The sequence below is a fragment of the Chitinophaga sp. genome (genome assembly GCF_035761305.1).
Lineage (GTDB): Bacteria > Bacteroidota > Bacteroidia > Chitinophagales > Chitinophagaceae > Chitinophaga.
In genome coordinates this window covers 43,153-62,766 of record NZ_DASTRI010000001.1, presented here as the reverse complement: position 1 = coordinate 62,766, position 19,614 = coordinate 43,153, and the positions used below count along the sequence as shown (strand labels likewise).

Genomic DNA, 19,614 nt, shown 5'->3' with positions numbered 1-19,614 from the left:
TAACCGCGGGCCTGCCGGCACCGTTATACCTGGAAGCAGCAGCTGTTGTTATCCGGGATTTTTAAACGGGGATTTGTATAATAAATTCACTGCCCTTGTCCGGCTCACTGCGCACGCTTACACTGCCATGATGCAGCTCCACCACCTTTTTCACATAGCTTAAGCCCAGCCCAAAGCCTTTTACATTATGCAGGTTGCCGGTGGGCACCCTGAAAAACTTATCAAAAATACTCTCCTGGTAAATACGGGGTATGCCTATGCCATTATCTTTTACCCGTATGGTGAGCAGGCCGTTTGTTTTGGTGCATTGTATGCGCACTATCGGGTGCTCGCCTGAGTATTTAATGGCATTATCTACCAGGTTGTTCACTGCATTGGATAAATGGGTTTTATCTACATTCGCCAGGGGATGATCAAGGTGGCTGTCGTAGCGGAACTGCACCGGTTGTCCTGCTTTTACCTGGTGGTTGGTAATAATGCTGTCTATCAGCTCATTCAGGTCGGTTTCTTCCTTAAACAGCTCTATTTCCTCTTTTTCTTCCGCAGCTATGTGCAGCACTTTTTCCACCAGGTCGGAAAGGCGCTGCAGCTCCTGCTTGGAAATATCCAGGTAGTTCCTTGTTTTCCGCTGGTCGCTCAGGGCATTAAAGTTCTGCATGGCTTCCACTGCCGCATATACGGTAGCAATGGGCGTTTTCAGCTCATGCGTCATATTGTTGATAAAATCGTTCTTTACATCCGACAGCCGCTTTTGCTTTAAAATAGTGCGCAGCATGTAAATAAAGCAGGCCGTGGTGAGTATCAGCAGCACCAGGGAGGAGAACAGCGTCCACACCATTTTCGTTAAAATATATTGCAGGGGCGATTTGAAAGTGGCCTGCACAAACAGGTTGCTGGCCGGGTTAAAAGGCATTTTATAGGTTTTCAGCGGCTCCCTGCGGCGCATGCTGTCCCGGAAGCTTTCACGGGAAAAGTTGCCAAAATCAATATGAAAAGTATCAAACTGGTAGCCGGTAACAATTTGCCGGTTGTGCAGCTCCGCGGTGTAGGCAGAGTCCAGCCCCCGCAGGTTCACACTATCGCCATACAGGTTGTTCAGCAGTATCAGGTCGGAGATCTGGCGGGCCAGTGTATCGGCAAACGTGCGGGAAGGCGAGCCGTGATTATATACCGGCATTTCCCGGTCGCCGTTCATAATAGAATCTATCAGCGCCTGGGCCGAATCCCTTTTACTACCGGGGATGCCCATTTGCTCCAGCTGTATTATCAGCTCATTACGCAGCGTAGCCGTAGTGTCTTTATGATAATAGTTCACTGCAGGCACCGGATCCTTACCGTAATAATGTATCATGCGCCGTACATCCATAAACTGGTTGGTGAACAGCGCGGTACGCAGGGCGCCGTTAATATCACGGTTAAACTGGTCAAACTGCACCTGGTAGGAGTTATATAGCCAGTAGCCCTGGAAAAGGTAGATCCCCAGGATGCAAACGCTCATCAATATAAGTATGTTACGGATACGCTTACGCATGAAGGCCGTTTAATCGTAAACAAACAAATCTATTGCTTTCCCTCCGTGCCTGCTTCCTTTTCTTAACAATAATTAACAGTAAATAAGGATGCTTAACGGAGATTGCGTACTTTGCACCTGCCTGGCTTACAGGCAGGCAGCCGGCCCTTGCTTACCCTGCCCCCCATAAGCGGAAACCGTTTGCAGCACCACAAGTGGCTGTAAAACTCCTTAAACGGCAGGCGCCGTACAGTTTTAACTTGTTAAATTACGGCACCGTGCACAACGCTGGGCGGCACTAAAGCAGGACTAACAGCGTTACTAATCTCAATAGCGAGTTGGATGAAGTCATTTATATGCACGCTGGCCTTTATTATCCTGTGTAGTACCTTAACCCTGGCGCAGACAAAGCAGAAAGGACTGATCAAAGGCCATCTTACTGATAAAACCTCCGGACAGCCGCTGGCCGATGCCAGCATAGCGTTGTTATATGCCAAAGACTCCTCTATAGCCGCATCTGCCTTTACAGACAAAAAAGGAAGCTTTACCCTGGATGAGCTGCCCACCGGCACTTACAAGCTGTATATCACATTCCTGGGCTACCAGCCTTTGCTGCAAACCGTATCGCTTAATGAAGATAAACCACAGGCCAGCCTGGGCGCCATACCCCTGCAAAAAACAGGCGTTACATTAGGCGAAGTTGAAATTACGGAAATAAAACCGCCCATACGGGTAAAGAAAGATACCCTGGAGTTTAACGCCGGCTCTTTCAAAACCCGGCAGAACGCTGTGGTGGAAGAGCTGCTGAAAAAGCTGCCTGGCGTGGAGGTTGATAAGGATGGCACCATTAAAGCCCAGGGAGAAACTATTAAAAAGATACTGGTGGATGGTAAGCCTTTTTTTGGCAACGATCCCAGGCTGGCTACCAAAAACCTGCCCGCAGATATTATAGACAAGATACAGCTGATCAACAAAAAATCCGACCAGGCCCAGTTTTCCGGTATCGACGACGGGCAAACGGAAAAGGCGATTAACATTACCATAAAAAAAGACCGTAAGAAAGGGGTGTTTGGCCAGGTATCTGCCGGCGCAGGCACAGAGGACCGCTTTGCTGCCAACGCTTCCCTGAACCGTTTCCGGGATGAGCAGCAGCTTTCCTTTATCGGCAGCGGCAATAATATAAACAGCCAGGGCTATACCAGCCTTGGCGGCCTTACCATGAGCGCGGGCGCACGCGGTATGGGCAACAACGGGGGAAATGGCATATCCCGCAACTGGACGGCCGGCCTTAATTACAGCGAAGACCTTACCAAAAGGCTGCGCATCAGCGGCAGTTACTTTTATAACAATACCCGCACGGAAAATGAGCGCAACAGCGCCCGCCAGAACCTGCTGCCCGATACCACATATTATTATAACCAGCAGGCGCACTCGCTGGGCACCAATGCCAACCATAACATGAACATGCGGATAGAGTATGAGATAGACAGCTCACAGTCCCTGGTTATCTCGCCCAACTTTAATTACACCACCAGCAATAATTTCCAGGATAACCTGTATGAATCACTGGGCGGCAAACACCAGCTGGTGAACAACGGCACTACCCGCAACATCAGCACCAGCGCTGCGCCGGGCTTTACCACCGATGCGCTGTACCGTAAAAAGTTCAGCAAAAAAGGGCGCACCTTCAGCGCCAACCTTAACATAGGCACCACCAACAGCGATATGGAGAACTATAACCGCTCCAACAACCTGTTTGTGCAGCCCAGCGGCGCCACCCAAACAGACAGTATAGACCAGCGCAATGATATAACCAGCCATGGCCTTAACACCAGCATGCGCCTTATTTATACAGAGCCGCTGCTGCGCGATCATTTCCTGGAATTCAGCTACGCCTGGAGCCGTAACTATACATCGTCCGACAAACGCACATACGATTTTAATACTGCCAAAGGCATTTATGACCGGCCTAATGATAGCCTGAGCAATGCTTTTGAAAACACCTTCTCCACCCACCAGGCAGGCGTTAGCCTGCGCACGCAAAAAGCCGCGTACGACTACAGCCTGGGGTTAAATGTGCAGTACAGCAACCTGGATAACAATAACATCAGCCTGCAGAACCGCCTGCGGCAGCATACTTTTAACTTTTTCCCATCTGCCTCTTTCAGCTACGCGTTCAGCAACAATAAACGCCTGCGCTTCTTTTACCATGGCGCTACGCAGCAGCCAAACGTGAACCAGCTGCAGCCCGTGCCGGATAACAGCAACCCGCTGTATGTACAGCTGGGCAACCCGGACCTGAAGCCGGCTTTCAACAACAATGTGAGCATAGGCTATAACACCTTTAACCCCGCTACCATGCAGGGCTTATTTGCTAATATAAGCGTAGCCGTTACCAGCAACAAAATCATTAACGCCAGCTACTTCGACTCCCTGGGCCGGCAGGTAAGCCAGCCAGTGAATGTAAACGGCGCCTATAACATAAGCGGTAACCTGGTAAATGCCATCCCGTTCAAACGGGAGCATACCTCCCTGAACGCCACCACCAACTTTAACCTGAGCCGGGATGTAAGCTATATCAATAACATAAAGGGCATTACCAATAACTTTACGGTAAACCAGGGTCTTAGCTTTAACTATGTTTTCCGGGAGCTGTTTGACTTTGCTGCAAATGGCGGGGTAAACTATAACGGCGCCCGCTATTCCGTACAAAAAGATAATAACCGCGATTATTTCAACTATTATTTTTCCTTTGATTTTAACCTGAACCTGCCCCTGGGCTTTAACGTGGGATTTGACCTTGATTATACATTCAATACCGGCCTGGCGGCCGGTTATAACCAAAGCGCCGCCATGCTGAACGCCTTCCTGTCAAAAAGCGTATTCCGCAACGGGCAGGGCCTTATTAAGCTGCAGGGTTTTGACCTGCTGAACCAGAATGTAAGCATTAGCCGTAATGTAGGGGAAAACTATATTGAAGATGTACAGGCCAGGGTATTAAAACGTTTTTGCCTGCTTAGCTTTTCTTATTTCCTGAACCATTTCAGCAGTGGGGAGAAAAGGGGCAACCGGAACATGCGTATGCAAAATGTTATGCCGGTACAGGTAATGCCCGTGGGCGCGATACGTGCAAAAGGCTGATTGCTAAAAACTTGAAAGGTTGAAAGAAAATAAAGGTGGATGTTTGTTTAATACTGCACGTGTTTCTAAAACATCCAACTTTAAATCCTTACAACCTTGGTATTTTGGAAGACGGGTAACTTGCCGTGAAGTACCACATCCTTTCAAGCTTTTTGTTCCTGCATTTTCATTTTCACCTTTGGTTCGCGCCAGCCCTGCGTTATACGCTGCATTACCCAGGAAAGCGTAAAGGTGGGTATGAAATCCAGGCCGGGAAACAGTTCTTCCATGAAATTGAACAAACTGCCGAAGGTGCCCAGGGTGCCGCCAAACATGCGGTAAAAAATAATGGCGGAGATGGGGGCCCAGATAACATCGCTAACTTCTCCTAACATGGGAACAGCGTAGCTTGCACAACCTAAAAGGTCCATTAATACACAAACCCATAAACTCGGGGTATATCTTTTTTCCATTTTCAACCTCCTCTTTTCTATAAAACTTTTAAATAGGTAAAATGTTACAGTTTCTGTTAAATATGCATAATTAATGCCAAACTTTGAAACCGGCCGGAACCGGCTGCTGTACTACTTAATAACTCATTGATATATACGTAAAATTAGGTCAAAAAGATGTGCGCGAAATACGGTAAAATGAAAATGCGTACAACCCGCAGGGGCGGTTGTAATTCGTAATTAATTTCCCTATCTTTTCCCCTGTAAAAATCATGCTCCGCAATATGACTGATAAAAACTCCCGCCGCGATATGATCAAGAAAGCCGCTGCTATGGCCTTTGCCTCTACTACGCTGTCGTCGCTTACCAACCGGTTAATGGCCCATGAACAGGTTATGGACGAAAAGCTGAAAGGCAATATTAACCACTCTGTTTGCGCCTGGTGCTACAGCGATATTCCGCTGGAAGAGCTGTGCAAATCATCCAAACAAATGGGTTTACAATCCATTGACCTGCTGGATCCTAAAGATTTTGCCACGGCTAAGAAATATGATCTTACCTGCGCCATGGTAGCCGCTATTAATAAAGACTGGGGCATTACCAAAGGCTGGAACCGGGTGGAGCACCATGATAAGCTGGTGGAATATTACCAGTACCTGATCGACGAAACTTCCAAGGCAGGGTTTCCCAACCTCATATGCTTTTCAGGCAACCGCGAAGGGCTGGATGATGAGCAGGGCCTGAAAAACTGCGCACAGGGCCTGAAACGCATTATGGACTATGCGGAAAAAAAGAAGGTGAACATTGTGATGGAGCTGCTGAACAGCAAGGTAAACCACCACGATTACCAGTGCGACCATACGGTTTGGGGCGTTGAGCTGTGCAAAGCCATTGACAGCGACCGTTTTAAGCTGCTGTACGATATTTATCATATGCAGATCATGGAAGGAGATGTGATCCGCACCATACAGGACTATCATCCCTACATTGCACACTATCACACCGGGGGCGTACCTGGCCGGCATGAGATCGACGAAACACAGGAGCTGTATTATCCCGCTATTATGAAAGCCATACACGATACCGGCTTTAAAGGCTTTGTAGCCCAGGAATTTGTGCCCAAAAGGGCCGATAAGCTGGCCTCCCTGAAACAGGGTGTGGAGATTTGCGACATCTGATAACAGCACATAAATACAAGACATAACATCCGGGAAAGCGCGCGTACCTTAAACGTGCGCTTTCCGCTTTTCAACCGGTAACGCCTTACGACATCAACACCGGCCCGCTCAGGAAAACGGGCCGGCTGCTGCAATAATGCCGGGTTTATTGCCTGTTAAAATTTCCAGTCCTCCCGCAAAATGCCCATTACTACCATATCCACGTACTGCCCGTGCAGCTTGGCGCTATGCCGTAGTATGCCTTCTTTGGTAAATCCAAGGCGTATGGGTATTTGTGCGCTGCGCTCGTTCTGCAGCACAAAGCGGATCTCTATTTTGTTCAGCCGCAGTTTTTTAAACGCAAACGTAATCAACGCTTTGCAGCAGGCAGTGGCAATGCCTTTGCGCTGGAAGGCTTCGCTTACCCAGTAGCCTATTTCCGCCTTTTGCAGCAAATGGTCCCAGCCATGCAGGTCCATTACGCCGCACAGCTGCTGCTGGTACCACATGCCCAGGGCCATGGCTTCCTGCTCTTCTGCCTTGCGTAACATAAGCTGTATAAAACGCAGGGAGTGTTCTTCATTGGTATTGTAATCCACCCACGGTAAAAATTTACGCAGGCTTTTCCGCGATGCGTCTATTTGCCGGTATAGCGGTACCGCATCTGCCGGCTGCAGCTGCCGCAGGGTTATATGGTCATTAACGCGAAGTTCCAACATAGCAGGAAAACTGGTGGTATGTAAGCGGTTCAGGCGCCAAATTTAGCAAATTTACATGCTTATGCCCTTTCTATTTCTCCTACTAACTGCAATTTAAAGGATAAGCTATAATCCCGCTGGCTTCGTCTAACCTTAACAAATTTCCCCTCCTTCATAATAAATTGATTTTTGTATCAACTTATTTCAGGACGGGGCATTTCAATAAAAAGGGTGTACCAGCTTTGATACACCCTTTGCGCAGTTGTAGCGGTTGGTTTTGGATTGAATGAAAACACCCTTGTTAATTCCTGGCTATCAACTGCTGTTTAGTCATGTCCTTTACAATTTGTTTTGCGTATAAGTACGCCTGCCTTACCGCTGTGGGCGGGTCTACCGACTGCGTTTGCGCAGAGTAGATCAGCTTATGCTGGTCCAGGTCGTACAGGTTGCTTTCCCAGTTATATTTGGTGTTGGACTGGTAATAACCCGGCCTGTACATAGCGCCATACCAGCGGCTGTAATAAGGCCAGAAACCGCCGTAATAATACGGGAACGGTCCATATGCAGGCCCTGCCGGCACAAATTCTTTCTCACGCTTTTTATCCAGCAGCACCACTGTTAGCACCTGGCTGGCATCGCTGTTACGCAGCTTGCGTATGGCGGCTTTTTCGCTGATGTTATCACCAAAAGCATTCGGCCCGTAGGTACGCAGGGCAGAAGCAGCATTGAGCCCTTCTTTTTTCAGCTCTGTTACCAGGTTATCTTCCATTAGCGCCTGCAGCTGCTTTTCCTGTTTGGGCACCAGGGCCATTACCATGATCTTTTTATCCGGCTGCAGCTGTGCATCGCTTGTTTTCCAGGATGAGGTGAGTTTGGTGCTGGAACAAGCCGCCAGCAATAACAGGCCCGCGCTGATTGCAAATAATCCCATCTTTTTCATAATCGCCTCGTTTTTATATTGTTTAGACGGGCCGGGGAGGGTAGAGTTACACATGCAGATGTTAAGGGAATGCAAAAAAAGGGGACGAAAAAGAATGTAAAATGTAAAATTCTGAATACTAAATGTAAAAGTAAAACGCCGCTTACATAATACGCTGCATTTTACTTTTACATTCTACATTTTACATTTATGATTTTACATTCTTTTTAGTAGTTAATCACCTGTTCTTCAATGGCGGCCGGTATTTCCCGGAACTGGTACAGCTGGGTGCGCAGCTGCGGCTCAAAACCGGCTTCCCGTATTGCTTCCTGTATAGAGCGGTAGGTAAAACGGTGCGGTGCGCCGGCGGCGCTTACCACGTTTTCTTCGATCATAATAGAGCCAAAATCATTGGCGCCGGCATGCAGGCATAGCTGCGCTACCTGTTTGCCTACAGTTAGCCACGACGCCTGTATGTTCTTAATATTGGGCAGCATAATGCGGCTGAGCGCTATCATGCGTATGTATTCTTCTGCAGTGGTAATGTTGTGCACTCCGCGTATGCGGGCCAGCAGCGTATCTACATCCTGGAAGGTCCAGGGAATAAAGGCGGTAAAGCCATAGTGCCCTTCCGGCTTTTCGCTCTGCACCTGCCGTATGGCCACCAGGTGCTCGAAACGTTCCAGCACGGTTTCCACATGGCCAAACATCATGGTGGCGGAGGAGGCGATGTTTAGCTTGTGCGCTGCGCGCATTACATCCAGCCACTCCTGTGCGCCGCATTTGCCTTTTGAAATAAGACGGCGCACACGGTCGTTCAGTATTTCTGCGCCGGCGCCGGGCAGGCTGTCCATGCCCGCTTCTTTCAGGGCCGTGAGCACCTCAATATGCGTGCTTTTTTCCAGCTTGGTAATATGCGCTACTTCCGGGGGGCCCAGTGTATGCAGGCGTAAGGTGGGGTACAGCTGTTTCAGCTGCTTAAAAAGATCTACGTAAAAGCTAAGGCCCAGCTCGGGGTGATGCCCGCCCTGCAGCAGCAGCTGATCGCCGCCATACTTCAGCGTTTCATCTATTTTACGCTTGTATTCGTCAATACTGGTAATGTAGGCTTCCGGGTGACCGGGCACCCGGTAAAAATTGCAGAATTTGCAGTTGGCGGTGCAAACATTGGTGGTATTTACGTTCCGGTCTATCTGCCAGGTTACCTTTCCGTGCGGCACCTGTATTTTGCGCAGCTCGTTGGCAATATGCGCCAGCTCTGCCATGGGCGCTTTCTCAAATAAGTACACTCCTTCTTCCGCAGTCAGCCACTCAAAAGCAAGGGCCTTCTGATATAGATCTTTCAGTTGCATTGTAAAGCCTTATGGAACAAAGTTACTAATTACGGGATATTATATCCTGATAATCGTCAGCCGGGCATAGCGCCTGCCGGCTAGATAAGTACCGGCGCTGATTTCCCGGCCTGTTAAACAGGCATATTCCGGCTTTTTAACCCACAGCGGCCAATGCCCTGTAACCGCCTGCCCGCGCTGTGCGGCGCTTTATACGGCGCAATCTGTTGTTTGTACGGTTTTGCCGCCGTTTGAAACATTTTTTTGCTATGTAAAAGCATTTTAATGTTAAATTTAGGTAAACGAGAGCTTCCCGCGTCCTGTATGCGATATACCTTACTGTTATACTGCTGGCTGGCCCTCCTGGCCCTTACCTGCAATTCCACACACGCAGCTGCCCTGGTACCTTCCAGCGCCCGGCATACCGATACTACTGAAAAAGAGGCTGTGCTCATTACCAGCTTTCATTTTAAGCAATATTACGGCGGCGTGGTAGTTATACAGGCGCTTCTCAAAGGCTTTCCGGATACCCTGCAGTTTATACTCGACACCGGCAGCGCCGGCATTTCCCTTGATACCAATACCTGCGTACGCCTGGGTATTCCGCTGCAGCCGTCGGACCGCATTGTGCGCGGCCTGGGCGGCGCCCGGCAGGTGTCATTTGCCATGCACCGCACCCTGGTGCTGCCCGGCCTGGAGGTAGACAGCCTTAATTTTCATGTGAATGATTATGAGCTTATTAGCCAGGTGTATGGCCTGCAGATAGACGGGATAATTGGGCATAGCCTGCTAAGCCGCTACCTTGTGAATGTGGATTATGATAAGGAGCTTATAAACATTTACTCCAAAGGAAAGTTTTCCTATCCCCGGGGCGGGCAGCTGCTGAAACCTTCCCTCACACTTATACCCATTGTATCGGCGCCGCTGCGCAATGGCAAAGCGCAAACACTGAACCGCTATTACTTTGATACCGGCGCCGGTATGTGCCTGCTGCTCTCTAACCAGTTTGTGAAAGACAGCGCGCTGCTGTCATCCCGCAGGCGGCGCCGCAAAATTATACAAACCGAAGCCCAGGGCCTCGGCGGCAAAATGGAAATGCAGGTTACCACCATACAGGAGTTTAAAATAGCTACCTACAATTTCCGTAATGTGCCGGTATACCTGTTTGATGACATTACCAACATCACGGCCTATCCTTTCCTGGGCGGCATGATCGGCAACGACCTGCTGCGCCGTTTTAACCTTTACCTGAACTATCCCAAAAAGGAAATATACCTGCTGCCCAATACCCATTACCGCGATCCGTTTGATTATTCTTATACAGGACTTATCATTTACCTGATTGACGGGCACATTGAAATTACCGACATTATCAAAGGCTCCCCGGCTGAAAAAGCCGGCTTTAAAAAAGGCGACATTATCGTGGGGGTTAACAACAACTTCTCCAATAACCTGCAGCTTTACAGGGACATACTGAAAACAGTAGGCACCAAACCCACCTTGCTGATTATCCGCAATAAAGAACTTATGCTCAAAAAACTACCAATAAAAAGTATTTTGTAACGTTATTGGTAATGTGTTTTACATGCGGAACTATACCTTGCTTGTGCTGCTGTGCTGCAGCCTGTTTGTGCCGGCGCACGCACAAAACCGGCGCCACGCTGCCCCTGAGGAGCCGGGCGCCGCAGCCGTGCTGCCCTTCCGGCTTTATGGCAACCAGATTGTAATACCTGCCATGGTATCGGGCAGCAGCGATACCCTGCATTTTATTTTCGATACCGGTACAGAGGTTACTATACTGCATTACGGCCTGGCTAAAAAACTAAACCTGCCGCTCAGGCAAAAAGCCGGCGTTACCGCCACCAATAACCTGATGCTGAAGGTGAACACTACTACCCTGAATGTGCTGTACTTGGATAAGACAAAGATCCCCTTTCTGAAAGTTTACCTGGAAAATATTCCCGAATTCCGCAAAGGCCCCCTGCTGATAGACGGGTTTATTGGTATTGACCTGCTGCGGCAATATGTTGTAAAAATTGATTACGCAAACCAGCGGCTGGTGCTGTACCCGCCCGGCACCTCTCTTAAATTTGCCGGCGCGCAGATAATGCCCTTTGAGCTGAACTTCCGTACCCCTGTAATACCCGCCACCATTGAGCTGGACGACGGGCAATCCCTTACCGCCAATTACCATGTAACCACCGGCGGCGATTATGGCCTGCTGTTTAACTGGCCTTATGTGCAGGAACACCAGCTGGCCGACCGTATGAGCACCGTGGGCTCCGAAGAGGTGCAGGACCTGTTAAAGACCTACAGCTATGTGAACAGCCGCATCCCCTCCCTGTCTGTAGGTAAAACACAGCTGCACAAGGTGCCGGTAAGCTACTGCAAGGATGTGAATGACAAAGGGCAAACCATGGAAATAGCAGGCGCCATCGGTTATGCAGTGTGGAAGCAGTTTTCCGCCGTTATTATCAACTACCGCCAGCATGAGCTGTACCTGCAGCCCTAATCCGTTTCCGCCGCCGGCGGCGCACTGTAAAGCAGGCGGCTTGCTGCCTCCCGACCGGAGTTGCGGCGTCTTTTACTTATTATCTGTTGTGCCATAGAATTTTAATAACTTGCATTTCCCCTGTTTTAGCGGGGGTAGCAGTTTCAGTTTTCAAAAAAAGAATATGATCCACTTTAATAAATTTACGCTGGACAATGGTTTGCGGGTAATTGTGCATGAAGATCATACTACGCCTATGGCCGTACTGAATGTACTGTACGATGTGGGCGCGCGTGATGAGGACCCGGCCCGCACCGGTTTTGCCCACCTGTTTGAGCACCTGATGTTTGGCGGCTCCGTGAACATACCCGATTATGACGAGCCATTGCAGATGGCCGGCGGCGAAAACAACGCCTTTACCACCAACGACCTTACCAACTACTACATACAGCTGCCCGCGGAAAACATTGAAACCGCTTTCTGGCTGGAAAGCGACCGCATGCTGTCGCTGGCGTTTGATGAAAAAAGCCTGGACGTGCAGCGCAAGGTAGTAAGCGAAGAGTTTAAGGAACACTATATTAACAAGCCCTATGGCGATGTTTGGCATAAAATGCGCGAGCTGGCCTACACCACCCACCCTTACCGGTGGATGACCATTGGCAGGGAGCTGTCGCATATTGAAAATGCCCGCCTGGAAGATGTAAAGGCTTTCTTCTTCAAATACTACCGTCCTGTAAATGCCATACTGGTGGTGGCCGGTAAAGTAACCACGCCGCAGGTGAAAGCCCTGGCTGAAAAATGGTTTGGCGATATTCCCTCTGGCGAAAAATACCAACGCCAGCTGCCGCAGGAGCCGCCGCAAACAGCGGCGCATAAGCTGGAGGTGAAAGCCAATGTACCGCTGGATGCGTTGTACAAATGCTATCATATGTACCAGCGGCAGGACCAGCGCTACTATGCGGCAGACCTTATTTCCGATATACTGGGCGGGGGCAGCTCAAGCCGCCTGCACCAGGTGCTGGTAAAGGAAAAAAAGCTGTTCAGCAATATAGAGTGCTATCACTTTGGCAGTATAGACGCCGGCCTGCTTACCATTGAAGGCAAGCTGGTAAAAGGCGTTAAAATGAAAGATGCGGAAAAGGCCATACACGAAGAGCTTAGCAAGCTGCAGCAAACACAGATACCGGAACGCGAGCTGCAAAAAGTAAAGAACCGGGTGGAAAGCCTGCTGGCTTTTGAAGATATGAGCCTGCTGAACCGCGCCAACAACCTGGCCTTTTATGAGCTGATGGGCGATGCCGCGTTCATGAACACGGAGTTCCAACATTATGAGCTGGTAACTACGGCAGACATTCACCGCGAAGCCAACATCATTTTTGATGAAAATAATTCCAATACTATCTATTACTACGCAGATAACCAGATATGAACAGAAAAATTGCCCCCGCAATAAAAGACGCAGTAGAGTTTGATATAACGCTGAAACCATACGAAAAATTCACGCTGGATAACGGTATACCCGTTTACGTTATAAAGAACGATGAGCAGGATACCTTGCAGCTGGAGCTGGTGTTCCCGGCCGGCAGCTGGTATGAGCAGGAAAGCCAGGTAGCAGCCGCCACCAACTTCCTGATGAAGAACGGCAGCAGCCGGCACAATGCCCTGGAAATAAACGAAAGCATTGAATACTTTGGCGCTTACCTGAACCGCAACAGCTATCACGAAAACGCCACTTATACCCTGCACTGCCTTACCCGGCACACGGCAGACCTGCTGCCGCTGCTGCAGGAGGTGATACAGGACCCTGCTTTCAACAGCGACGAACTGGCCATTTACCAGCAGAATATGAAACAGCGCCTGGCGGTAAACCTGCAGAAGTGCGACTTTGTAGCCAACCGTTATATAGACCGGTACCTGTTTGGCGAGTTTCACCCGTACGGCCGCGTAAGCTCAATGATGGCTTATGATGCCCTGGAAACAGGCACCCTCCGCGCTTTTTATCAAAGGCATTATTCCTATAACAACTGTAAAATATTTGTTGCCGGCAACCTGCCGGAAAATATGATACCGCTGCTGAACAAATACTTCGGCAGCTCAAAATGGAATGGTGAAAGCAACCTGCTGCGGCCCGAGCTGCCCATACAAACAGCAGAGGAAAAAAAGCATCGTATTTTTAATGATGAAAATGGTGTGCAGGGTGCAGTGCGTGTAGCCCGGCCTTTCCCTAACCGCTACCATCCCGACTTTCCTAAAATGATGGTGCTGAACACCATACTGGGCGGGTACTTTGGCTCGCGCCTTATGAGCAACATCCGGGAAGATAAAGGCTATACCTACGGCATTCACTCGCAGCTATACAACTTCCGCCAAACCAGCGCGCTGAATATACATACAGAGGCCGGCCGCAATGTGTGCGAAGCCACCATTGAAGAGATTTATAAAGAGCTGGAGCGGTTGCAGCACGAGCCGGTACCGGAAGAGGAGCTAAGCCTGGTACGCAACTATATGATCGGTTCCATCCTGGGCGACCTGGATGGCGCTTTCCAGGTAATACAGCGCTGGAAAAGCCTGATCCTGAACGACCTGGATGAAAATTATTTTAACAACAACATCCGCATTATTAAAACCATTTCAGCTGAAGAGCTGCAGCAGCTGGCGCAGCAATATTTTACCCCGGCTGATTTTTACGAGCTGGTGGTGATATAGGAATGTAAAATATTGAATGTAAAATTTCAAATGTAAAAGCCGCAGGCAGTGTTCAACAGGTACCGTTGGTAAGCTTATTACGCACCGCATTTTACTTTTACATTTGAAATTTTACATTTTGCCTTTTACATTTTTATTGAAAACTCCCCCGCCTCATTCCCGATCACAAACGTGCTTACCTTGTCGGCATCCACACTGCCGGCGCTTTTTTCCGGGTCAAATTTGGAAATGCCGTGCAGGAATGAGCAGGCTTCCTCCTGTATTGGTATTGCTTTGCCGTTCAGCTTCCAGGCAGGCTGCCCGCTAAAGCCATGCAGCAGCAGCTTTACATATTTGAATTTTGAAGGCAGGCTGCCGCCGGCTTTGCCAAATTCTACCACCTTGCCTACAGGGTCAAAGGTGATGCTGCGCTTGTAAAAGGCGCCTTTTTCATAGTTAAAGCTGATGCCGTCATCTTCATAATACACAAAGGTATTTTTTACCGTGCCGTTGTAAATATGCAGCATTAGCGTATCTGCAGGCTGCTGCATGGTATTTTGCACCAGCGGTTGCATGGGTATAATGCTGCTTTCCCTTACATACACCGGCAGCTGCTGTATTGTTAGCGGAATAATCTGCTCCCGGCTGCCTGCAGTGGCAGCGCCGGTGTACAGCTCATACCACCGGCCGGCCGGCAGGTACACGCGGCCAAAATCCTTTCCGCTTTCAAAAGGCGCTACCATCAGCGCCGGGCCAAACAGGTATTGCTGCTGGTATTGCGGGTCATATATTTTAGGATCAAAAGTATAGTCAATGGCCAGGCTGCGCATTACCGGCAGGCCGCTTTGCGTGGCTTCATAAAAAGTGCTGTACAGGTAGGGCAGCAGCTGGTAGCGCAGGTTAATGTAGTTGCGCGCTATTTCCAGCGCCTCCTCTCCATAAGCCCAGGGTTCAGATGCTTTGGTGTTAAGCGCGGTATGATTGCGGAAGTAGGGAATAAAAGCGCCTACCTGCATCCAGCGGGTGTACAGCGCTATGGTAGGGTTGCCGGTAAAGCCGCCAACATCCATACCGGTAAAGGGTACGCCGCTCAGGCCCAGGCTGTTCAGCAGGCGTACGCCCAGCAGCATGTGGTTGTCTTCGGAGCGGTTGTCGCCCGTCCATATGGCGGCATAGCGTTGCAGGCCGGCATAGCCGGCACGGGTAAGTATAAACGGCCGCTCTGTGTTATGCTCGCGCGCGCCCTCATAAGAAGCGCGCACCATTTCCAGGCCGTACACATTATGCGCACGCAGGTGGCTGGCTTTTATGCCATCGTAATCAAACAGCACATTATCCGGCATTTTCTGTCCCCAGGTAGCTATTTCATTCATATCGTTCCAGATGCCGCTTACGCCGTTATCAGCAAAAAACTTTACCTCTTTGCGCCACCATGCACGGCCCTTTTCAGCGGTGAAGTCGGGGAAATGGCACCAGCCGGGCCATACCTGGCCGGTGTAGTATTGCCCGTCGGGATATTTAATATATACGCTGTCCTGGAGGCCGCGTTCAAAGGCAGGCGCGCCTTTTTCCACCTTAATGCCCGGGTCTACGATCACCGTGGTGCGGAAACCCATTTTCTTCAGGGCGCCGGTGAGCTGCGGCGGATCGGGAAAACGCTCCTTATCCCAGGTAAACAGCTGGTAGCGGTCCATGTAATGTATGTCCAGCGTAATGCCGTCGGCCGGTATTTTTTTCTCGCGCAGGGTTTGCGCTATGCGCAGCACTTCGGTGCCGGGGTAGTAAGAGTAGCGGTTCTGCTGGTAGCCCAGGCTCCACATGGGCGGCAGGTGCATACGGCCTGTTAACGCGGTGTAGGCGGTAATAATATCCGCCAGCCGGCGGTGGTAAATAAAGTAATAGTTCATTTCCCCGCCACGTGCGCCAAAAGAGGAAAAGCGGTTGTTGCTGGCGCCAAAGTTAAAGTCGCTCTGATAGGTGTTATCAAAGAAAATCCCGTAGTTCTTATCATGGTGTATGCCTATGTAAAAGGGAATGGTGGCGTACATGGGGTCTTGCCCTACCTGGTAGCCGAATACATCGGAATTCCAGTTCGTATAGCCGGTACCGGAGCGGTCCAGGTTGCCGGTTTTTTCTCCCAGGCCTATAAAGCGCTCTCCTTCCTGCAGCTTTTTATAGGTGGTAACTGCATCGCCCACCCAGCTGGTGTTCAGGCCTGTTTCATCCTGGTTAATCACCTGCCCGCCGGGCGTATAGAATGCTATGGAAAACGGCTGTTTGCCAATTACTGCTTTCAGCGAGTCTGTTTGCAGCACAATTGCCTTGTCCTGTTCTGTTATGCGCGTGTTTACCGCTTCGGGCTTTGCTATAACAGCATAGGAAAAATCGGGCGCCAGTGGTTTTTTATCAATACGTACCCGTATGGTGCCTGCGCTGTACACGGTAACTTCCGCAAAAGCGTGCGCAGTGGTGATCTTTACCTGCTGCGCTGTTTTTTGCACAGCCGTTACATTGCCCGCATCCAACACGGGCGGTGTTTGCGCGCCGGCGCGTGTAAAGGCCATCTGTGCAGCTATAAAGGCTGCCAGCAAGCTGTAATACCTGGTTTGCATTTTAGAGTGTGTGCTTCTTTATTGTTATGGTTTCAAAATGTAATAAGCGTAGGGCTGCAGGGTAAAAGAAGTTCCCAATGCCGCGGAGCTGCCGGTAAAAACATCTTTCCAGGCCACGGGCTGCAAGGCGGGCGGCACGTTATAGGTGATGGTACGGTTACGCAGGTTGGCAATCACCAGCACCTGTTCCGTGCCCAGTACTTTCGTAAACGCGCAAACGTCGTTGCTGCTGTAGCTTGTAAGCGCGCCCCGCCTTATGGCGGCGCTGCTGCTGCGGAAGGCCAGCACCTTTTTATATTCCGCTGTTACCTCCGGGTGCACGCTCCAGTCAATTTTAGCGCCGGTAAAGGGAAACAGCAGGCGGTAGGCGGTGGCTACTTCCTGCCCGTTATAGATCATGGGCACGCTTTTCATAAAGGCGGTTACCACAAAGGCAGTCATTGCGCCGTTAATGCCGCCGAACAGCTCAGCCGGCGTACCATCGGACCCGTTCACATCATGGTTGCTGGTATAGCGCACCACGCGCTGCGCGGGCCCTGCGCTGAGGTATTCATTGGTGTTTAAGGTATCAATGGCAGTAACCGGGCGCTCCTTACCATATATATTTTTCAGTGTATTGAAATAGCTGAACCCGAAATTATAATCAAAGCCCACGGTAAAGTTGGCGGTACGCCCGCCTTCCGCCATCATAATCAGCCGGTGCGTGGTAATGCCCCGCAGGCTGTCAATCGCCTGCTTCCAGAAATCTGCCGGCGGTCCGTCGGCGTAATCGCAGCGGAAACCGTCTATGTTGGCTGTCAGCACCCAGTATTTCATGGCTTTTATCATGGCTTTGCGCAGGTCTGCGTGCTGGTAGTTCAGCTGCGCAACATCCGTCCAGCCGGTGCCGGGCGGACTTACAATATTCCCCGCCGCATCCTGCAGGTACCAGTCTTTATGCGCGCTTATCCAGGAATGGTCCCAGGCGGTATGGTTGGCTACCCAGTCCAGTATTACGCTCATGTTCTGCAGGTGGGCGGCATCTACGAGCGCGCGCAGGTCGGCAACGGTGCCGAACTCCGGGTTTACGGTAAAATAATCCTTTACGCAGTAGGGTGAGTTCAGCGCTTTCAGCTGGCCTACGGGAAATATGGGCATCAGGTACACTACATTGGCGCCCAGGTCTTTAATAGCGCCCAGGCGGGCGGTTACGCCGGCAAAGTTGCCGGCCTGGCTGAATACCCGCATGTTCACCTGGTAAATAACCGCATCCTGCGGGTCGGTTACATTGGCAAAAGGTGTTCCGTACTGCACGGCCACCGTGGTATCTGTTGCCGGTGTGGTTACGGGGGGCGCATAAGGCGCCGTGGTATCGCCTTTACCACAGGCGCCCAGTAGCCAGGTACAAATGATCAATATAAAATTCACAACTGCCTGCTTCATTCGTTAAAAAAATCTGTTTACAGTGTAATTGCCTTTTACGGTATACTAAAATCCTGATCCAATAAGGGAAATAGCCTTACATTCTTACCTCAGTTTTTGGTAACGCTGTAGGTGTACTGCCCGGAAAGGTGCAGGTCCAGCCGTATGGTGTAGGTACCATCCTCCGGTACGCCCAGGTTGTTCAACCCCGCCGTGTAGCCCAGGAAAGGATTATCTGCATACACCAGCTTACCATTGGCGTCTGTCCCGAAATCCAGCGCCCAGGCATTGTTGGCCCTGAACTTAAAGGAGCCGTTCTTTTTCATTTGCGCGGTTACCTTCCATACCTGCTCTGCGGCATCGTACGCCATGGGCGTATCGGCATCCCAGCCGCCGGGTGTGGCGTCGCCAATAATGCCCCAGGTTACGGCGGTAGCGGTCCATTGATTGGTGTTCAGGTTGGCGGTAAGGTAGTAGTAGCCGCCCGTGGGCACGCTCAGGCCTGCTGCATTGCCATCGGTGCTAAAGGTGCCGTTGCCGCCGTCGCCATAATTGGTATGGTCCCAGTCCGGCGAGTTGGTAAACTTAAAATAGTACGGGCCGCCGCTGCCAGGCATGTTCACATACCCCTCATACATACCGGCCTTGCCTTCTATGGGCGGAAACATGGGTGCGCTGCCGGGGTTCCAGCCCTGGTAATCGCCGGGTACATACAGGTTGGAGCTAAAGGTGGTAATGGTTACTACCAGCGTATTGGAATATACCGGCGTTACCGTTGAGGCGGCGCCGTTATACTGCGGTACCGCTGCCTTTACCCGCACTGCTACCTGGCTGGTGGCGCCTGCGGGCAGGCCCATAGCGCTCAGCAGGTTATTCAGGTCTTTTCCGGCAAAGCTGTAGCCCTGCGGCTGGTTGCCGGCATTAAATGTTTTAGCCTGTCCCCAGGCATTGGCGCCGGAAGTATCGGCCGGCACATCTATCTCCAGCGTATAGCCCACAACGGTAGCGCCGCCAAAAGCAGCTGCGCCCCAGGCAAAAGAAAGGGCCGTATCATTTTCCGCAGCCCTGGTTAGCACAATGGTGGTGCTGCTGGCGCTGAGCGCCCCGCCCGAAAAGCCGCCGGGCTGCAGCGTGTATTGTTCTCCGTCTTTTTTGCAGGCAGCTGCTGCCAGCAGCACGCAAAGCATAAGCATCATATATCGGTAGCCTGATGTAAGCATAATGGGTACGTTTTGAAT

General features: G+C 50.5%; 14 protein-coding genes. 6 read left to right on the top strand and 8 right to left on the bottom strand.

The window, feature by feature from the left end:
* Positions 1 to 61: 61 nt before the first annotated feature.
* Complete coding sequence (locus tag VFS25_RS00220) at positions 62 to 1,531, bottom strand: HAMP domain-containing sensor histidine kinase (RefSeq protein WP_326460091.1); 1,470 nt, start codon at positions 1,529 to 1,531, stop codon at positions 62 to 64.
* A 321-nt stretch (positions 1,532 to 1,852) separates the two neighbouring features.
* On the opposite strand from VFS25_RS00220, the gene VFS25_RS00215 reads away from it, so the two are divergent.
* Entirely contained in the window at positions 1,853 to 4,651 is a 2,799-nt protein-coding gene (locus VFS25_RS00215; protein ID WP_326460090.1) for an outer membrane beta-barrel family protein, read from the top strand.
* 143 nt (positions 4,652 to 4,794) lie between these two features.
* Here the strand turns inward: VFS25_RS00215 and VFS25_RS00210 are convergent, their stop codons facing one another.
* Positions 4,795 to 5,025: a hypothetical protein gene (locus VFS25_RS00210; RefSeq protein WP_326460089.1), complete on the bottom strand. Its 231-nt coding sequence runs from the start codon at positions 5,023 to 5,025 to the stop codon at positions 4,795 to 4,797.
* 341 nt (positions 5,026 to 5,366) lie between these two features.
* On the opposite strand from VFS25_RS00210, the gene VFS25_RS00205 reads away from it, so the two are divergent.
* Positions 5,367 to 6,260 (top strand): hydroxypyruvate isomerase family protein, encoded by an 894-nt coding sequence (locus VFS25_RS00205; RefSeq protein ID WP_326460088.1) that lies wholly within the window; start codon positions 5,367 to 5,369, stop codon positions 6,258 to 6,260.
* 155 nt (positions 6,261 to 6,415) lie between these two features.
* Here the strand turns inward: VFS25_RS00205 and VFS25_RS00200 are convergent, their stop codons facing one another.
* From VFS25_RS00200 to mqnC, 3 genes are all read right to left on the bottom strand, one after another.
* Positions 6,416 to 6,958, bottom strand: a complete 543-nt coding sequence (locus VFS25_RS00200; protein WP_326460087.1) for a GNAT family protein — start codon at positions 6,956 to 6,958, stop codon at positions 6,416 to 6,418.
* Positions 6,959 to 7,238: 280 nt separating this feature from the next.
* Entirely contained in the window at positions 7,239 to 7,877 is a 639-nt protein-coding gene (locus tag VFS25_RS00195; protein WP_326460086.1) for a hypothetical protein, read from the bottom strand.
* A 206-nt stretch (positions 7,878 to 8,083) separates the two neighbouring features.
* A complete protein-coding gene (mqnC, locus tag VFS25_RS00190) occupies positions 8,084 to 9,208 on the bottom strand; it encodes a cyclic dehypoxanthinyl futalosine synthase (RefSeq protein WP_326460085.1) in 1,125 nt (374 codons plus the stop codon).
* Positions 9,209 to 9,511: 303 nt separating this feature from the next.
* Here mqnC and VFS25_RS00185 point away from each other — a divergent pair, with 303 nt between their 5' ends.
* From VFS25_RS00185 to VFS25_RS00170, 4 genes are all read left to right on the top strand, one after another.
* Positions 9,512 to 10,750 carry an aspartyl protease family protein gene (locus VFS25_RS00185; RefSeq protein WP_326460084.1) on the top strand — a complete coding sequence of 413 codons (1,239 nt, stop codon included), beginning with the start codon at positions 9,512 to 9,514 and terminating at the stop codon, positions 10,748 to 10,750.
* A 22-nt stretch (positions 10,751 to 10,772) separates the two neighbouring features.
* Complete coding sequence (locus tag VFS25_RS00180; protein WP_326460083.1) at positions 10,773 to 11,699, top strand: aspartyl protease family protein; 927 nt, start codon at positions 10,773 to 10,775, stop codon at positions 11,697 to 11,699.
* 163 nt (positions 11,700 to 11,862) lie between these two features.
* Positions 11,863 to 13,107, top strand: coding sequence for a pitrilysin family protein (locus tag VFS25_RS00175; protein WP_326460082.1), 1,245 nt, complete (start codon positions 11,863 to 11,865; stop codon positions 13,105 to 13,107).
* On the top strand, positions 13,104 to 14,384 hold the full coding sequence (locus VFS25_RS00170) for a pitrilysin family protein (RefSeq protein WP_326460081.1): 1,281 nt from the start codon (positions 13,104 to 13,106) through the stop codon (positions 14,382 to 14,384). Before VFS25_RS00175 ends, VFS25_RS00170 begins: the two co-directional genes overlap by 4 nt.
* Before the next feature lie 125 nt (positions 14,385 to 14,509).
* On the opposite strand, the gene VFS25_RS00165 is transcribed toward VFS25_RS00170, so the two are convergent.
* The 3 genes from VFS25_RS00165 to VFS25_RS00155 form a co-directional block, all read right to left on the bottom strand.
* Entirely contained in the window at positions 14,510 to 16,975 is a 2,466-nt protein-coding gene (locus VFS25_RS00165; RefSeq protein WP_326460080.1) for a TIM-barrel domain-containing protein, read from the bottom strand.
* A 24-nt stretch (positions 16,976 to 16,999) separates the two neighbouring features.
* Positions 17,000 to 18,397 carry an alpha-amylase family glycosyl hydrolase gene (locus tag VFS25_RS00160; protein WP_326460079.1) on the bottom strand — a complete coding sequence of 466 codons (1,398 nt, stop codon included), beginning with the start codon at positions 18,395 to 18,397 and terminating at the stop codon, positions 17,000 to 17,002.
* An 89-nt stretch (positions 18,398 to 18,486) separates the two neighbouring features.
* Positions 18,487 to 19,572 (bottom strand): SusE domain-containing protein, encoded by a 1,086-nt coding sequence (locus tag VFS25_RS00155; protein ID WP_326460078.1) that lies wholly within the window; start codon positions 19,570 to 19,572, stop codon positions 18,487 to 18,489.
* Positions 19,573 to 19,614 lie beyond the last annotated feature (42 nt).